Origin of the sequence: Prevotella sp. AM42-24 (assembly GCF_003461825.1) — a bacterium.
GTDB classification, from domain to species: Bacteria; Bacteroidota; Bacteroidia; order Bacteroidales; family Bacteroidaceae; genus Prevotella; species Prevotella hominis.
Window position 1 is genome coordinate 1 of the sequence record NZ_QTXV01000057.1, and the last position, 18,237, is coordinate 18,237.

The 18,237-nt window shown below is 40.8% G+C and carries 10 protein-coding genes; all 10 read left to right on the forward strand.

Features of this window, described 5'->3' with window-relative positions:
• Positions 1 to 266 precede the first annotated feature (266 nt).
• Entirely contained in the window at positions 267 to 3,386 is a 3,120-nt protein-coding gene (locus DW917_RS13290) for a SusC/RagA family TonB-linked outer membrane protein (protein WP_118119475.1), read from the forward strand.
• A gap of 22 nt (positions 3,387 to 3,408) precedes the next feature.
• Complete coding sequence (locus tag DW917_RS13295; protein WP_118119477.1) at positions 3,409 to 4,899, forward strand: RagB/SusD family nutrient uptake outer membrane protein; 1,491 nt, start codon at positions 3,409 to 3,411, stop codon at positions 4,897 to 4,899.
• Between the two features lie 14 nt (positions 4,900 to 4,913).
• Positions 4,914 to 5,645 (forward strand): DUF4843 domain-containing protein, encoded by a 732-nt coding sequence (locus DW917_RS13300; RefSeq protein WP_118119479.1) that lies wholly within the window; start codon positions 4,914 to 4,916, stop codon positions 5,643 to 5,645.
• A 16-nt stretch (positions 5,646 to 5,661) separates the two neighbouring features.
• Positions 5,662 to 7,314 (forward strand): PKD-like family lipoprotein, encoded by a 1,653-nt coding sequence (locus DW917_RS13305; protein WP_118119481.1) that lies wholly within the window; start codon positions 5,662 to 5,664, stop codon positions 7,312 to 7,314.
• 45 nt (positions 7,315 to 7,359) lie between these two features.
• Complete coding sequence (locus DW917_RS13310; RefSeq protein WP_118119484.1) at positions 7,360 to 9,483, forward strand: zinc-dependent metalloprotease; 2,124 nt, start codon at positions 7,360 to 7,362, stop codon at positions 9,481 to 9,483.
• Positions 9,484 to 9,627: 144 nt separating this feature from the next.
• Complete coding sequence (locus tag DW917_RS13315; protein WP_255415338.1) at positions 9,628 to 10,863, forward strand: DUF5118 domain-containing protein; 1,236 nt, start codon at positions 9,628 to 9,630, stop codon at positions 10,861 to 10,863.
• 156 nt (positions 10,864 to 11,019) lie between these two features.
• The gene (rhaD, locus tag DW917_RS13320; RefSeq protein WP_118119488.1) at positions 11,020 to 11,829 is read left to right on the forward strand and encodes a rhamnulose-1-phosphate aldolase; all 810 of its coding nucleotides are present in this window, start codon (positions 11,020 to 11,022) and stop codon (positions 11,827 to 11,829) included.
• Between the two features lie 376 nt (positions 11,830 to 12,205).
• Positions 12,206 to 13,213 (forward strand): hypothetical protein, encoded by a 1,008-nt coding sequence (locus tag DW917_RS13325; protein ID WP_147344191.1) that lies wholly within the window; start codon positions 12,206 to 12,208, stop codon positions 13,211 to 13,213.
• Between the two features lie 143 nt (positions 13,214 to 13,356).
• Positions 13,357 to 16,212, forward strand: coding sequence for a hypothetical protein (locus DW917_RS13330; protein ID WP_147344192.1), 2,856 nt, complete (start codon positions 13,357 to 13,359; stop codon positions 16,210 to 16,212).
• Positions 16,213 to 16,231: 19 nt separating this feature from the next.
• A partial coding sequence (locus tag DW917_RS13335) for a DUF6443 domain-containing protein (RefSeq protein ID WP_233524742.1) occupies positions 16,232 to 18,237 on the forward strand: 2,006 nt, incomplete at its 3' end.

Below are 18,237 nucleotides of genomic sequence, written 5' to 3' on the forward strand. Positions count from 1 at the left end.
TAATTAACCATAAATGTGTCTATCTATATCAGTATAAGTCAGACCTGTTTCGATATAGCAAATAACTTGTTTGTGTATTCTTAAAGACCGAATAATGTAGACGATTTTTATTAATTTTATTTAAATATTTATTTTTTTTGGAATTTCTGCTTGATTTCTCCTAAAAAATATTACCTTTGCACTGAGAAAAATCTATTGGTCACTTTCATAAGTCAACGAGAAAATAATAACATATCAACGAGTATAATTTATTAAAGACAAGGTTCATGAGAAAAAATCACATGATGATTGCAACTTTGGCCATGCTCTCTGTTGTGGGTTCTGCGCAGTATGCCAGGGCACAGCAAACAGGAACAAACCAACATGCAAAAGAGTTGAGTGGAGGTACAATCCTCTCTACTGTAAAAGGAGTCGTAATCTCTGCCGAAGATGGTATGCCTGTTATAGGCGCCAGCATTATGGTAGGAGGTGGACAGGCACAAGCTATAACAGATGAAAACGGATGTTTCCAGTTGTCAAACGTCCCAGCTAATAGCAAGTTGAAAATCTCTTATATCGGTTTGGTAACGACTTTTGCAACCCCTTCTGCTAACATGAAGGTAACGCTGCAATCAGACAGTAAGCACCTTGATGATGTGGTGGTTACTGGTATGTTCAACCGTAAAAAAGAAGGTTTTACGGGTTCGGCAGTAACTATCAAGGGAGAAGATCTCAAGAAATTCAGTACAAACAATATTGCGAAGTCTATAGCAGCAATGGCTCCAGGTTTGAATATCATGGAGAATAATCTGGCTGGTTCAAATCCTAACAGTCTTCCTGATATGCGTATGCGTGGTGGTGCCAGTATGGATTTGAGTACGACATCTTCTGATGTACAGGCTGTACAGGGAGAATATGAGACTTATGCCAATCAGCCGCTTCTTATCATGGACGGATTTGAAATCTCCGTACAGACTCTTTCTGACCTCGACCCTGATCGTGTCGCATCGATTGTTGTCTTGAAAGATGCTGCTGCTACTGCTATCTATGGTTCCAGAGCAGCAAATGGAGTTATTGTAATCGAAAGTAAAACTCCTAAACCAGGTAAAATTTGGGTTACATATGGTGGTGAGATGCGCATCGAGGCACCAGACCTGACAGGCTATAATCTGATGAATGCTCGTGAGAAACTGGATGCAGAATATAAGGCTGGAGTCTATACTGATGGTGGTGAAACGATTGATAGATGGAATCTCTACCAGTCTAAACTTAAAAACGTTCTCTCTGGTGTAGATACATATTGGCTCAGCAAGCCATTGCGTACATCCGTACAGCAGCGTCATACTGTAACCTTGGAGGGTGGTGATGAGGCTTTGCGTTATCGTATGTATGTTGGTTACAATAACTCACCTGGTGTGATGAAAAATAGTGGTCGTGATGTACTTACCGGTATGCTCGACTTCCAGTATCGCATGAAGAAGGTATTGTTGAAAAACAGTATCACTCTCGAAAATTCTACTGCTAATGAGTCTAACTATGGAAGTTTTAGCGAATACACAAAATTGAATCCATATCTGACTCCATACGACGAGAATGGTAACATGAAGAAGATGCTTGATGATTTCTCTGCCACCAACTCTGCTACCGCCTCTTATCCTAATCCACTTTATAACACAACTTTCCACAGCAAGGATAAGAGCAAGAACTTCTCTGTGCGTGAATTGTTCAAAGTAGAATACAATCCTACCAATGAACTTCGTTTTGAAGGTGCTTTCTCACTCTCTAAGAGTGTGGGACATCATGACGTGTTCCGTCCTGCACAGCATACTGCTTTTGATGGAATTACAGATCCGACATTGAAAGGTGATTATCGCCGTACACAGAATGAGGCTGTCAATTGGGGCGTGGATTTGACTGCCAGTTGGAATAAGCAGATTAAGGATCATTACATTACTACCAATGCCCGCATGAGTATTCTTGAGAACAGTACTGATTCTTATGGAACTTATGTGACTGGTTTCCCAAATGATAATATGGATGACCTGCTCTTCGGTAAGAAATACAATGATAAGGTGACGGGAAGCGAGAATACAAGTCGCTCTATCGGTTGGGTGCTCAGTGCCGGTTATTCTTATCTTTATAAATATTCTGTAGATTTCAATGTCCGTCTGGATGGTTCTTCTGAGTTTGGTACCAACAATAGATGGGCACCATTCTGGTCTGCCGGTCTTCGTTATGATGTAAAGAAGGAGGCTTTCTTCAAGGATATTCCATGGCTTTCTGACTTTGTTATCCGTGGTACTTATGGTACAACTGGTGCGCAGGGCTTCTCACCATATCAGGCTCATAGCTACTATAACTATTCATTGCTTCTGCCTTATCTGTCTTCTGATGGTACAGGTGCAGACATCATGGCGATGCATAATGAGAATCTGAAGTGGCAGACAACCAAGAATACCAACCTTGCATTGGAGTTGGGTTTCCTCGATCATCGTATCACAGCAAGAATCGAACACTATAACAAGGTAACTAACAACTTGGTGACCAATGTGACATTGGCTCCATCTGTCGGTTTCACCAGTTATCCAGAGAACGTAGGTAAGATAGAGAATAAGGGATGGGAAATCAGTCTCTCAGGAATCCCATACCGTAATGCAGCTAAGCAGTCTTATTGGACAATTACCGTAAATGGTTCTCACAACAAGGATAAACTCGTAGAAATTTCAGAGGCTATGCGCCATATTAACGAGTTGAGTACTAAGAAACTGACGGACAGTCCTTTACCACGTTATGAGGAAGGTTATTCTATGTCCAGTATTTGGGTTGTTCCTTCTCTCGGTATAGACCCAGCGTCTGGCGATGAAGTTCTCGTAAAGCGTAATGGAGAATTGACAAGTGCTTCCAACTATAGTGGTGTGGATGCCGTACCAATGGGTAATACAGAGCCTACATGGCAGGGTTATATCAACTCATCCTTTACTTATATGGGATGGGGAATGGATGTAAGTTTCCATTATAAGTTTGGAGGACAGGTATATAACCAGACTTTGGTTGACAAGGTAGAGAATGCCGATTTGGTTTACAATGCCGACCGTCGTGTGACACAGTTGCGCTGGCAGAAGCCTGGTGACCATTCCCAGTTCCGTGCACTCAACCCACATGGTCAGGGTACCAAGGCAACCTCCCGTTTTGTGATGGATGAGAATGTATTCCAGGGCAGCACCCTTTCATTCTACTATCGTGCAGATACCAAGAATACCAAGTTCCTCAAAAACTGGGGGTTGACATCTGCTAAGTTGGGCTTCACCATGGAAGACCTCTTTTACCTCTCATCGGTAAAGCGTGAGCGTGGTCTCGACTATCCATTCTCCCGCCAATTTACTTTCTCACTGAACGTAGCATTCTAATCAATAAATTACGAATATAATTATGAAGAAATATTTCTATATATTGGTGTTCGCAGTCTTGATGGGAGGTTTGACTTCCTGCAATGATTGGCTTGATGTATCACCAAAGGACAGAATCCCTGCCGACAAGATGTTTGAGTCGGAGTCAGGATTCAAGGATATCCTTACGGGCGCTTACCTGAAGTTGGGTACTGCTAATCTTTATGCAGGTGACATGAAATATGGTTATCTGGATGAATTGGCAGGTCTGTACTGTGATTATCCTGGTTATAATACAAATAGCGTGTACAACCAGGCTATTGTATTCGATTATACCAACCAGTTTTTGAGTAAGAAGGATAATCTCTATCTCGAAATGTATAATGTAGTGGCAAACCTGAATAATTTGCTGCAGAATATTGAGACCCATCGAGATGTATTGAAGACCCCACATTACTATGAGTGTATCAAGGGAGAAGCATTGGGTTTGCGTGCTTTCATCTATTTTGATCTCTTGCGTCTTTTCGGTCCTATTTATAGTGAGCATCCAACAGATGCAGCTATTCCATATAAGACTACATACGATAAAGAACCGACACCGGTTTTGCCTGCTAATCAGGTGGTAGAGAAAATCTTGGAAGACCTGAAGGCTGCAGAGACTCTCTTGAAAGATAATGATCCATGTGATTTTCATACAGCTATAGATCAGCGTACAGATTTCCTTTCAAACCGTGAGTTTCGTATGAATCTTTATGCTGTCAAGGCAATGATGGCTCGTGTATATTGCTATTCTGGTCAGAACGATCTTGCAGTCCAGTATGCTCAGGAGGTTATCAATGCCAACAAGTACTTTACTCTGTATAAGAGTCAGACAGCATCCAATTACAATTCCATCCGTTATGGTGAGCAGATTTTCGGTCTCTCTGTAAATCAGTTGAACAATACGCTTATCAGCAACAGTATGGATATGGAAAATACAAGTGTACAGCAGCGTTATGGTATGACTGCAGATATGTTTACTAAGGTGTATGAAGGTATCACTTCTGACTGGCGCCAGAATGTTGTAGCATTCAACTGGGACGAGAGCCATCAGTATGCATTCTGTCTGAAGTATAATCAGGCTCCTTTGGCCGATACATATTTATATAGCGGTGCAGATGCAATTCCATTGATTCGTTTACCGGAGATGTACTATATCATTGCTGAGTGTGCAGCAAATGCTGAAACGAGTGCTGAGGCTCTGAATACAGTCAGACTTTCACGCGGTATTCCATATAGCGATGAAATTCATACATTGGGTTATGATGATAAGGATGTTACTTCTGAAGAAAACAAACAGCAGACTCGTCGTATCAATGAAATCATGAAAGAATATCGCAAGGAGTACTATGCTGAAGGTCAGTTGTTCTTCTTCCTGAAAGCTCATCACTATACCACCTACTATGGTTGTGGTGTAGCCAATATGACCAGTAAAGAATATCAGATGCCATTGCCAGACAATGAAAAGATCTTTGGCAATAATACTACAAAATAAGAAGATTGAAAAATATGAAAAAAATATTGTTTTATATGTCGGCGCTGGCACTGTTCTTGAGTCTTACCAGTTGTTCGAAAGAAGAAATTGACATGTACAGTCAGGAAGCTCGCATCAACTTCGACTATCGTACAATTTATAGTGAATTGCGCGATAGCGACTATGTGAAGATGAAAACAGACCCTTATCGCCGTGATAGTGTACGTGTGAGAATTATGGGTGATTTGCTTACTGCTAATCGTGATTTCTGCATCAAGAAGACAGATAACAGTGCCTATGCAAATACGCTTGACATTCAGTTGGATGACAAATATACTTATTCGGCTCTTGATACTGTATGCCAGTATGTATATTTCAAGGTTAAGCGTCCTGCCTATAAGACAGGTAGAAAAACCTATGGTTGTAATCTGGAATTTGATCTTACTAATCCAAACCATCAGTTTGAAAAAGGATTTGTAGAGGATAATTCGGTAGAGGTCAACTACGTTTGGGATATTACAGAGCCTAAGACATGGAGCGACTGGTATTGGTTAGGTGATTTCAGTCCTATCAAGTATTGCTATATGATGGACGTATGGGGAAGAACACTTGATTCTTTCATTACTCCTGAAGGTGATGCATACGATTATGATGAGGCTAATGCTGCCCTCCAGCAACTGGATGCAGCCTATAAGGCTTATAAAGCGGAGCATGGTCCAATACTTGATGAAAATGGTAACGATATCTTCCCAGATGAAGAAGAATAAAAAAAAAGAGTAAATCATGAAAAAAATATATTTATATATTCTGGGCCTGGTGTCTATGACGCTTGTCCAGAGCTGCTATGATGACAAGGGTAACTATGATTATCATGCAGTGAATGATATGAAGGTGGAAATCCCTGAGGCAAAAATCCGCATGCCAAAGGAGAACCCTGCAACGGTTACGTTGACGCCTGAGTTGACACAAACTCTTGCCGAGAATGAGGACAATCTTACTTTTGAATGGAAAAAATTGAAGCCGGATGCTAAGATTGGTTCTATGCGTTTTGCTGACTATACGGATTATTCTATAGGAAAGATTTGTCAGGTAGTAGTAGAACCAAATAATCCAGAGAGTATTGGTATGATGCTCATTGTTACCGATAAGACCTCAGGTCAGAAATGGTATCAGTTGGGCAAGGTTGCTGTAGTCAAGCCTTTGAATCCTGCTTGGTTTGTGCTTCAGGAAGATGCCGATCAGAAGGGCATTGTAGGAGCTATTGAGGGTAATCCAGATGGCTTCTTTGCCTATGCTGATGTGTTTAAGTCAGAAACTGGTGAATCTTTTGCTCTTGAGGGTAAGCCATTGGCTATTGCTGCCAAGGGTAATTATGGTTATGGTTCTATGGGTGGAACGAAGTTTGCCAACCTGACAATTGCCACGGATAAGAATATTGCAACATATTCTCCAAGTACACTCACCATGAAGTATGGTACTAATAAAATTCTGTTTGAGAATGCACTTAACAATGTACCAGTCAATTTGTCTTATTATAAAATGGACAAGAAGGGTGAGATGTTTGTGACGGACAAAAAGGCTTATTTCGCATACGATGACGGTTGGTGTGTTCCTTATTCCGTTTATGATAAGCAGGTTAATTCCGATGGTGAGGAAGAACAAGTAGCATTTCTACCTACATGTTCTGCTACTTTCAGTAATTATGTCCTGGCATATAATCCTGCAACTCATCGCTTCCGCATCGGTAGTGCTTTTTCTTCTATGATGGATTATTTCGGCACATCTTACTACTACTCTCAGTATTATCGTAGGGGTTCTCAATGGAAGGACAAAAAGCCATTGGTGTTCCGTGATTTGTCTGAGGATGCCGACGGCAATTATGCCTTTGATCCAAGCAATGTAGATGCGTCTCTGCAGATACTTGATATTTTGCGTGGTGGAGATAATGGTAACTATGCTTATGCCGTTATGGCAAGTGAAGGGGCTTCACAGATTACTGTTTTCCGTTTCAGTAATGCGGATGATCCGCTTTGTGCAGGAAAATATACAATCGATATGGATCCTTCCATCGATTTGAAAACTGCCAAATTTGCAGCTTCTCAAGCATATTCTGCTCACTTCATTTTCATGGCTGCAGGTAATAGCGTGTATCGTATAGATATGGAGCGTCAGAAGATTGAGAAAATCTACAGTTATGACGCTGATGCTAATGCCAAGATTGCTTGCCTGAAATTCCGCGACCCTGAGGATGCAGAAAATGGTAATGGCATGATTCTCGGATTCGGTATCAATACTTCTGCAGGTCAGGGCTTGCTGGGCGAATTGAAACTGACTATTGCGGGTGATGTAGATAGGAGTGAAAATGCTTCTTACATTTTCCAGGATGCAAATAATAGATTTGGCAAGATTGTAGATATCTCTTATAATTATGAATAATCTCAAGATTTGTTTTGAGATAATCCTAATGACTGAGAATAATCCATGATGAAAATAAGAATATTATTATCTATAGTATTTAGTTCTGCCTGTTCGCTCATAGCGAGCGGGCAGAATCCGTTTGTTGGTACTCTTCCTGCTGATGCGAAGTTGACAAAAGGAATGTTTGATACTTTTGAGTCTGATGGTAAGATGTACTGGTCGATTCCTGATTCGCTTTTCGGCCGTGAGTACAGTGTTACTACTACCATTTTGAGTGCTCCCGAAAATCCAAACCGAAGTAGTGAAACTAAGTATGGTTATGCAGGTGACCTCATCGGTCCCCTTTTCTTTTCGCTTCGTAAGCAAGATGGGGAGGTGTATATGACGGATCCGCAGCATAAGTGGATACTGGCAGATTCTATAAGTGTTTTTTCCAAGATAGCGATGCTCACTCCGCAGGAGCGTCTCTACAAGCGTTTGCCTGTCATACAGGAAAGCAATGGGCATACGCTTATAGAGATAGGAAATACATTGAAGAACTTTACCCTCTTTGGCATGGAGCCTGCTTATTACGACATGAAGATCAGTATGCGGAATAAGGATAAAGACCGCATTCTCGATGTGAAAGGTAAGAATGATTGTATTCTGTTGCGTATGTCGCGCACCTACAGTAATTTAGCGATGCCTCTTCCTGGTAAGCCAATCCAGAATTATCAGGGCATTTGGGAAACTGGAGTCTGTATCAGTCTTATGCCTAAACAGCCTATATCTTTGAAACGTGGTGACGGAAAATCGTTTTTTGAAATCAACAAGTTTGTGCTTTCTACAGATGGTATCCGAAGTCGCCTTCCTGTCATTAAACGTTGGCGATTGGAAATCCGTCCTGAGGATAGAGAACGGTATCGCAGGGGAGAATTGGTGGAACCGGTGCATCCTATCATCTTCTATGTAGATCGGCAGTTCCCGAAGATGTATCAGAAGTGTATCATTGAGGCGGTCCGTGAATGGCGTCCTGCGTTTGAACAGGCTGGTTTTAAAAATGCCATTGATGCCCGTTTGGCACCTACACCGAAGGAAGATCCTGATTTCTGTATGTATGATAGCAGATATCCTTATATCTCCTGGAAGATATCGGGCACGAGTAATGCTTATGGTCCTACGCCCTGTGAGGGAAGAAGCGGAGAAATCAATGGTTGTCATGTTGGGGTATTCAGCAGTGTGATGAATATCGTACAGAATTGGTATTTTGCTCAATGCGGTGCTGTTGATCCAGAGGCTCGTAAGATTATCTTGCCAGAGTCTTTGCAATGTGAACTTTTGAAGATGGTGATAACCCATGAGGTGGGGCACAGTTTGGGATTAGAGCACAATCATAGTGGTAGTAGCCATGCTTCTATAGAAAATCTCCGTGATAATGATTATCTGGACAAGCATGGTATGGGTAGTTCTATTATGGACTATGTACGTTTCAACTATGCTCTTCGTCCGGGTGATCATGTAGCGCTTCGCAATCGCCGTATTCAATTGGGTGAATACGACCGTTGGGCAATAGAATGGGGGTATCGGGAGTTTGAAGGTAATACACCAGAAGAGCAAGAAAATGCCAGATGGAAATGGTATGAGCAAAAGAAAAAGGAATGTCCAGAATTAGCTTTCTATGATGCTCGGGATATCCGTTCGCAACAAGAAGACTTGGGTAATGACCATGTAGCTATCAACAGTTGTGGTATCGAAAATCTCAAATACTTATGTTCTCTTGATATCTGGAATCCGAAAACGAACTTGGAAAAGCAAGTGATGGAAGGACGGTATAAGGCTTTGATAGAGCATTATAACCTTTGGACTGGTCATGTGTTTGCACATCTGGGTGGTTATTATTATGGTGATAATCATTATGATACCCCTGAATATACACAAAAAGTCTTGAAATTCTTGCAAGATTATGTGGTAACTCCTCCCGGTTGGCTTTTTGATTCCAAAATCATGTCACATCTTCATGTAGATAGAAAGAAGGAAATCAAACATTTTAAATCAGAGCAACAACAGCATTTCGATTATGCAATGGAGCGAATAGAGAAAGCCAAGGCAAAAGAGAAGGATGAGATTCTTGTCAAAACATTGGAGACGCTATTGACTGAGGTGAAAACGATGAAGGAAAAGATGGAGACTGCTTATAAGAACTGGTAATCCTGGCGCATATTCAGTCTTCTATTTTAGACCAGAAAAAGATATAAATATCATTTAATATTGACTCATAATCAAATGATGAAACATTATAAAAGCTTTTTAATTATGTTTTTCTTATTCTCTTCTTTTAGCCTGTTACAGGTTATGGGAGATGAAAAACAAACAGTTGTTCCTAAGCCATTTGCTGAATTCTTATCGGAAAATATGAAAAAGACGGATGGCGCTTTTCCTGTTTATCAGGAAGGTAATCGTGTTTATATGGAATTCCCAAGAAAGTGGAACGGTCGTGAGATAGAGGTAAGTGGGCAGATAGATCATGGCTTTGGTATGATCAACCGTTCTGTCAATTCATTGGGTGTAGTGCATTTGTCCATACCAGATTCGATGACCGTTGAGTTTCTTCAACCGTTCTACACTGAGCGCATCATGGATAGGAAAAGTACATACTGGGATGCATTCAGAGCTTCTAATGTGCCTGTTGCTGGTGAGGAATATCCTGCAGTCGCTATATCCCAAGATGGCAATCCGATTATTGATATTACTGATGTTGTGAAGGGTGAAAAAGAATGGGTGAATTATTCACAGTACCCGGATGTTCGTTCGTTGGACCCAGATATGAGTAAGTTGAATTCTGTTCAAGTTATTTCACCGCAGAAGGGGAACTCTTCTGGAAGAGAAGAAGTTGTGCTGAAGGTGGTCAGATACCATGAGGCAGAGTCAGAGCAGTATGCATTCAACAGTATGGCTATTATTTTGCCGAATGGAAGTAAACCCTTATATTTGAGTATCTGTCTCCGACTCTTACCGGAGAAGGATATGCCTATACGCTTAGCTACTGAGGGTCTGGATATTCAGACTATTCATTTCAAGGATTATTCACAGAATCCTTATACGGTTGTTGATGATTCTCTGGTGATGAGGCTACAGCCGAAGTGTGCTTGTATGGTCTATGTTGATAGTTTGGTTCCTAATAAGTATAAAGAGGCTTTGCAGAAGGGAATTTTATCATGGAACGAATCTTTGGCAAAGGCAAAAGTTAAATTGAAAATTCATTTGAATTCCATCAAGTCAGGAATCGATGCAGCCTCTGTACCTTTTTTAGTGTCTTACGACATGGGAAAGGTTGGTGTTTCCTCTCAGAAGACAGTGCATCCACGTACTGGTGAAATATTATCTTTTCGTATAAATATTGGGCATGATTTCAAAAAATCATTTAAACCAGTAGAATTACAGAAATTAATCCATCAGGAATTTGGTCAAGTTTTGGGATTGAGTAAGGTCTCTGATGATGCAGCGCAGGTGAATGCTTTATCTTATCTTTATTGTGTACAGAAAAGTAAAAATGTGTATCAAGATAGGGAATTCATTACTAAAAAGTAAGTGACTATAATTCCTGACTGTAATGACAGCAAAAAATGGTATTTGCCAAAACTCATAGCCAAAATATCAAAACCGAAGGTAGGCAAAACGGAGAAATCTTTAATTTTGCACTCGAATTTAAATAAGACTAAAAACAAATAAATATATTATTTAAAAATGAGTAGCATTTTAGAAGGTCGTCCTGCCTTGAAAAAGGAGGTCGAGAAGATTGCAGAAGTTGCTGGATACCTCTGGCAGAATGGTTGGGCTGAGCGTAATGGTGGTAATATCACTGTCAACATCACCGACTTGGTGGATGACGAAATCAAGGTTTTGCCTGCCATCAGTGAGGTGAAGCAGATCGGTACTGCTTTGCCTGCCTTGAAGGGATGTTATTTCTTCTGCAAGGGTACTGGTAAGCGTATGCGCGACTTGGCTCGATGTCCTATGGATAATGGTTCTATCATCCGTATCTTAGACGATTGCGCCAGCTATGTGATTATCGCAGATAATCCTGTAATGCCTACCTCTGAACTTCCAAGTCACTTGAGTGTTCATGCTCGTCTGATCGAGAAGGGAAGCAACTATAAAGCTACTGTTCATACTCATCCTATCGAGTTGATTGCCATGAGCCACAACAAGGCTTTCATGGGCAAGGATGTGTTGAGCAACTTGCTCTGGAGTATGATTCCTGAGACCAAGGCTTTCTGTCCGCTCGGTTTAGGTATCGTTCCTTACCAGTTGCCAGGCAGTCTGAAATTGGCTGAAGAGACTCTAAAGGAATTGGAGGATTATGATGTAGTAATGTGGGAGAAACATGGCGTCTTTGCTAAGGGTTTGGATGTGATGGATGCTTTCGATCAGATTGATGTACTCTCTAAGAGTGCTAAGATCTACATTGATTCCAAGTGCATGGGATTCGAGCCTGATGGAATGAGTCAGGAGGAGATGGCTGAAATGACTAAGGCTTTCAATCTCCCTCGATAATTGTCGCTTCAAGTCTTCATTAAATTTTAAATTGTTGCAGATATATAGTATCTTTAAATACATATATTGACCAAGATACATTTATTTATAGACAAAGTATGGTTTAGTAGATTTAAGTTTTGATGTGTTATGCGACACATGCTATAGGTTAGAATTTAGGTTTTAAGAGTAAAGATGATGCCCCCGGACATTGCGAAATGTTCGGGGGCTTGACAGTTTGCGAGCTAAAAACATGTTAAACTTTACAAATTGTTAGCTTAAAATTTGTAATTAAATAGAAAAAATACTATATTTGCAACATAGTTTAATAAAAACATTTTAACAACCTAATATAACAAAACGTATGGTGGTACTGGTTCATAAAAGGCTCCTGGTAATGCTGGTAATGATAGTATGCTTAGCATTTTATCAATACACTACATTTGCCCAGTCAATAACAGATCTACAAAATAAGCCACATATAGGTGACAAGATTGAACGTCAAGTTATAGAAGGTATATATTGCGGCAAAAAAGGAGACCATATTTTATGGGATTTCTCCAATTGTACGTTCAAAGAAGAAAACTCTCCCATACGGGTTTCTTCCGATTCTTTGGGATTCCATTGTTCTGAAGCAGGACTGCAAAGCTACTATCTTCTATCAGGAGATAGCCTTCTAAAACATGCCTTTCGCTCAAAACTAGAAGAAATAACATACAAGAAGCCGCAGATTGCAATGCTCTACCCTTTCACTTATAGTGATTCCATCTCTTCGTCCTTTTATGGCGAAGGAACTTTCAGTGACACTTACCAACTATCACATCATGGAACACGTACTATTATAGCTGATGCGAAAGGCAGCATCATTCTACCAGACAATAAAATAATAAAAGAGGTATTGCGTGTACATACCGTTACTTCCAACAATATTTTGCTGGAAGGCATGGACGCTAACCTTGTTGACACGGCGACAACCAAGCAAGAACTTGCAGAGGATTACCTATGGTATGCCAAAGAATGCCGCTACCCTATATTTGAATATCACATAAGCACAAGCTATGGAAATGGCAAAAAAATCGGGACGCAATCAGCAGCCTATTGCTATCTTCCAAACAACCTCATGGACAATGTCGTATCTCTGAAAGAAACACGTATCCCTATGGATTATAAAGTTTCACAAATGGGTTGTTCTATTCTAATATCCTATTCTACAAAGAGTGATGCAACCATTAATTTCATCATCACTAATACGATGGGAGTGGTATGTCAAAACAAGACATATAGCGGCAAAGCCGGTGAGAATCATAATGCTAGCTTCAACTGTTATGGTTATCCTAGTGGTGAATACATTCTATATGTCAATGTAAATGGCATAGTTAACAGCGAAAAGTTCCATCTAAAGTAAAAAAATATACTATTATGAAACAAAAGTACCCAATACTCATGTCCATTTGCATACAGTTACTGTTTTGCAATATTCTTTCGGCACAGAACTACAACCTTAGGATAGATGGACTAGGCTCAAAAAATTATGTTCAGACACCAGAAATGAGTGCTATTAGAAAAGTAGCCTTATCTTCCGTAAATTATAGTACAGGAACAGTAGGTATCCGCATTCCTTTATTCAACATAGAATGTGGTGACTTAAGCCTACCGATATACTTGTCTTACAACTCCACAGGTATCAAGGTAAATGAACCTAGTGGATGGGTAGGTCAAAACTGGACTCTCCATGCAGAACCTATCCTAACAAGAAATCTAAGAGGACATTGTGACATTAACGGAGACTTCGATTTTTACAAAGATAGAACAGACTATTACTGGATGCGCAAATATCTGGACAACAACATACAATGCTCCGATGACATCATGCCAGATGAATACAACTTCACTTTGCTTGAAGGGGGAGGTATGTTTATGTACGGACAAAATGAAGCAGGAAAAGGCAAGTATATATGCCTACCTTATGACGATATGGATATTTCTGGTAGTGGGCAAAGCACCACCATAACAGACCCACTGGGGACTAAATATTCGTATAGTGGTGGAGTTGACCAATCTATAAGCCCATTGTCGTATAAAACTGCATGGCATGCTTCAGCTGTAACGGCAGCCAATGGCATCGATTGCTTTTCTTTCAAATATAACAATGTACAACGAGTAAACATAAAGAGACACGAGGATCACATGGTCGTTGTTGACGATTACATCCCAGCAAATCCTTTTAACACTAGTGCTGGATGCACGAAATTTGACCAAATCCAACCAAGTTGCCTAGAAACTAGTCCAGATGCAGAGGAATTATTCAGAATGCCAGTCATCTATCAGACTTTTGATGACCAAACAAAAAGTTACCAAATGGACGACAATCATAATTTGGTAGATGATGGAAGAGCTATTGACAAAATAAGCTACTATCCAAACGTCAGTTATGAGTATCAACACCTTTCAGAAATTTCTTTTTCAGGTAACAAGGTTACATTTACTGTTGATAATAATAAGAATTTATCCAGTATCACATTCATGAACAACAAAGGACAAACCGTCAAGCACTTTATATTAGATTACGAGTTGTCACGTGACAGATATTATCTTACAAATATCAAAGAATTATCTACAGACAATAAGGTTGTATCTTCCTACCATCTAAATTATAACCCTACAGGAGAGGTATGCCGTCCTGGTGGAAGAGCCTATGATTTTTGGGGCTATAACAATTCTGACTATCTGTATGATTATATATCTTTGGTACCAAAGATGAAATTATATACCCACAGGTATAACTCCAGTATGGAAATTGTTAGGGACAGTTTGACCATAGGCGGTGACCCAGATAACTGGATAAAGAAAGTTAGACATGCGGATGAATACTATATGCAATGTGGTATGCTGTCTGGTATAGAGCATCCTACGGGTGCAAAGGAAACATTCGTGTGGGAAGCAAACAAGGCAAGAATAGAAGACCGTTTCTATAATACAGAAAATAGTGTATTCAGAATCACAGAAGAATTAGATGGAAAGGACGGAATCTATACAATGGGAGGATTAAGAATCAAAGAAATAAATATTATAGAAAACGGTGAATGCAAATTAAAAAGAACCTTCAAATATGGAAAGAAGGAAGACGGCACTGGCACTACGCCCCTACGAGATGGAATCAACTACTTCATGCGCACCCAAACCAAGATTTATGACAATCAGTTAATTCGTCAAAACCTTGGTAAAAGCCAATCTAGATACCGCACCTTGAGCAGTAGCCCAATTATTCCATTTACCTATTACAATGGCTCATCTGTCATGTACGATATGGTAACGGAATACACCTATTCCAATGATGCACCTTGCTACAAAACCATATACAGCTATAAATTGCCAGAGCTAGTAGGTAACGATGTGCTGACAGAATTAGATGTTTGGGATTTCCATTTACATAATTACGACAAATGGTTTTCTGATTATCTTCGTTCCAAAGAAACATATGAAAAAACAAATACAGGATTCAAGCTCGTGTCTTCGGATTATTACGACTATGATATGAATTCTCATAAATCAAGCTATACGGTAAGAGGTTGTGAGTACAGAAATGATTTCCATGAAAATTTCTCTGATGAGGATTTCAATCTAATAAGCAATATTGCTTATTCATCATGTAAAGATTATTATGTTACTCCGAAGGCCAAACTGCTGAGGGCGCATGCTCATACGGAAGTTATGACGAATGGGGTAAGAATGAGCAATCTGCAAACTTATAATTACGACAACCCTTCCGATATACGAATGACCTCGCAGACAACAAGTAGAAGCGATGATAAGTATAGCATATATACTTCATATCCTTCGAGCATAAACAATGGTATTTATGCAGATATGGTAAAAAAGAACATGTTAGATTACCCAGTGGAGGAGCGAGTGGAGCGTAATGGTAAAGTCATCTCTGCCAGACTGATGACATATAGCTGCCAAGATGGTAGCTTTTATCCAAATAAGATATATACTTACACCCCTGGAGCATCGGCATGCGCCTTTAATAGTTTTGTCAAATATTCTGGGACTGAGATTAATAATCTGTATGTTCCACTGCTTGACATCGGATATAAGAATGGACGCATTGAACATTTGACAGACCAGCAAGGTATAACAACCTATTACACATGGGATACAACACGGCAGTACCCTATCCTTGAAAGAAAGGTTGGAGGTAGCGTGACACACGAACGTACATTTACTTATATCCCTTGCGTAGGCATGACTTCTGAAACCAAACCTAACAAAGACGTCATGTCTTATAGTTATGATACAGCAGGAAGACTGGCTGAGATAAAGGACTGCAATGGAAAATCATTGTGGAAATATCTTTATAGGTATATCTCCGGTGCTGCAATCAGTGGTAAAATGAACTATTAATTATCTAGTTTAGTAAAAAATGACCAATAAGATTCTTTCCACATTAGTATTACTTTGCACCTTGGCATCCCTAGATGTCAAGGCGCAGTCTGATGTCCATAATTATGTCATCAAATCCTCCATGTTGGACGAGCAAGGACTGAACTCCGTGACTACCATCGAATACTACGATGGACTGGGACGCAAGGAGCAGGTGGTCAGTAATGGAGTAAAACCAGAAAATCCATCCAAGACTCTGCTCTCACGCACCATCTACGATGACAGAGGCAACGAATGGAAGAAATTCCTGCCTGTACCTACCACTGGGTTGGATTATCAGACCAATATCTCTTACAAGCATGATGACTCAAAGGCATTGTCCGCCATAACTTATGATGCCCTCGACCGCCCAACTTTTGCCACAACTCCTGGCAGCGACATGGGAGGCAAGGGAAAAAAACATGAATTTTTGGCAAATAAGGCCAACAGTGTCAAGAAATACACAGTCTCGGATGATGGAAGCTTGGTACAAAAAGGTTATTACCTAGAAGCGGCCTTGTCTTGGGAACGCATCACCGACGAGGACAACAACGTAACGGACATCTACACCAACTTGCTGGGACAAAAGGTGCTTGAGCGGCATGTCATGGCACAAGGGGCGGTGGACACCTACTTTGTGTACAATGACTGCTATAAACTGTGCTATGTCCTTCAGCCAATGTACCAGCAGGAGGCAGACTTGGACAAGTTTGCCTTCCAGTACCGATACGACAACCGGGGAAGAATGGTTGAGAAGACCATCCCTGGCTGTGAGAAAATCAGTTATACCTATGATGACGCAGACCGTCTGCTTACCATGCAGGACGGAGAGATGCGCAAGAAGGGCTTGTCAAGGCACTATGCCTACGACGGCCTTGGGCGCATGACGGCACAGGCGCTCTATCAGGGAAACGCCATCTACGGCATCGAGCAAAGGAACTATTACGACGGAGACTACAGCCTTATAAGCGACAATGGCAATACTCTTTCTGCGGAAGCAAGGAACATGCTTGCTTACTCTGGAGTCATGGGCGTAACAAGTGCCCAAAGAAAAGAGTTAGGCAACACGTTCGCCTGCGTGCAAACGCAACTTGCAAGCGATGGAACAGACATCGTGACAGCAATGTATTACGACCAGAAAGGGCGTGTCATGGAGAAGAATTCCAAGTTGTTGGACAATCATCTCCGACGTGAGCAATTCTCTTATACTTTTACCGGCAAGGTACTCACACATACCATCCTTGACTACAAGGGTGCAAAAGAAGTGTTTCGGAGTGTAACCACCAACAACTATGATGCGGCAACTGGCATTCTCACATCTATTGAAGTGACTACTTCCGCCAACGGAGGAAACGAGGCGAAGAAACGAACTGCCGCTTTTGAGTATGATGACTATGGAAGAATTTACTCAACAACTCATGGCTCAGTCGTACAAAAGACGGAATTTAATGTGCGCGACTGGCCTACGAGACTTGCATCGGACAACTTCAACGAACGATTATATTACACTGATCAATTCTTCAACGGCAATGTAAGCAGAGTATATTGCACAGGTCCTTATTACGATTACAGTTACAAGTTTGACTACGACAAGTTGAATCGACTGACATCGGCTGATTACATCAACTATGATGAGAATGAACTGGCATGGACTGAGCCTGACTTCAGTGAATATGCGAGCTATGATGACAACGGAAACATAACTCGCTTACAGCGCATTGGCTTCCCTGACGAGCATGAGCCCACCACCTTCCTGGACGACTTAGACATGTCATACAATGGAAATCAACTAAGTGAGGTCGAAGACAAAGCAAACGACATCACTTACATGACCACTACAAACTTCACACAAAACAACAAGTTACCTGCCAGGTACACCTACAATGCAAATGGTGGTATGGAGACGGATGTGAACAACGGCGTTGTATTCATGGAATACGACAACTTTGGATATGCAAAGGCTGTCTACTTCAAGAATGGAAGCAGCATCGAATATGTACATACCTC

Coding starts and splice junctions, on each gene's coding strand:
- DW917_RS13290 (WP_118119475.1), top strand. CDS start 267: ATGAGAAAAAATCACATGATGATTGCAACTTTGGCCATGCTCTCTGTT.
- DW917_RS13295 (WP_118119477.1), top strand. CDS start 3,409: ATGAAGAAATATTTCTATATATTGGTGTTCGCAGTCTTGATGGGAGGT.
- DW917_RS13300 (WP_118119479.1), top strand. CDS start 4,914: ATGAAAAAAATATTGTTTTATATGTCGGCGCTGGCACTGTTCTTGAGT.
- DW917_RS13305 (WP_118119481.1), top strand. CDS start 5,662: ATGAAAAAAATATATTTATATATTCTGGGCCTGGTGTCTATGACGCTT.
- DW917_RS13310 (WP_118119484.1), top strand. CDS start 7,360: ATGATGAAAATAAGAATATTATTATCTATAGTATTTAGTTCTGCCTGT.
- DW917_RS13315 (WP_255415338.1), top strand. CDS start 9,628: ATGGGAGATGAAAAACAAACAGTTGTTCCTAAGCCATTTGCTGAATTC.
- rhaD (WP_118119488.1), top strand. CDS start 11,020: ATGAGTAGCATTTTAGAAGGTCGTCCTGCCTTGAAAAAGGAGGTCGAG.
- DW917_RS13325 (WP_147344191.1), top strand. CDS start 12,206: ATGCTGGTAATGATAGTATGCTTAGCATTTTATCAATACACTACATTT.
- DW917_RS13330 (WP_147344192.1), top strand. CDS start 13,357: ATGAGTGCTATTAGAAAAGTAGCCTTATCTTCCGTAAATTATAGTACA.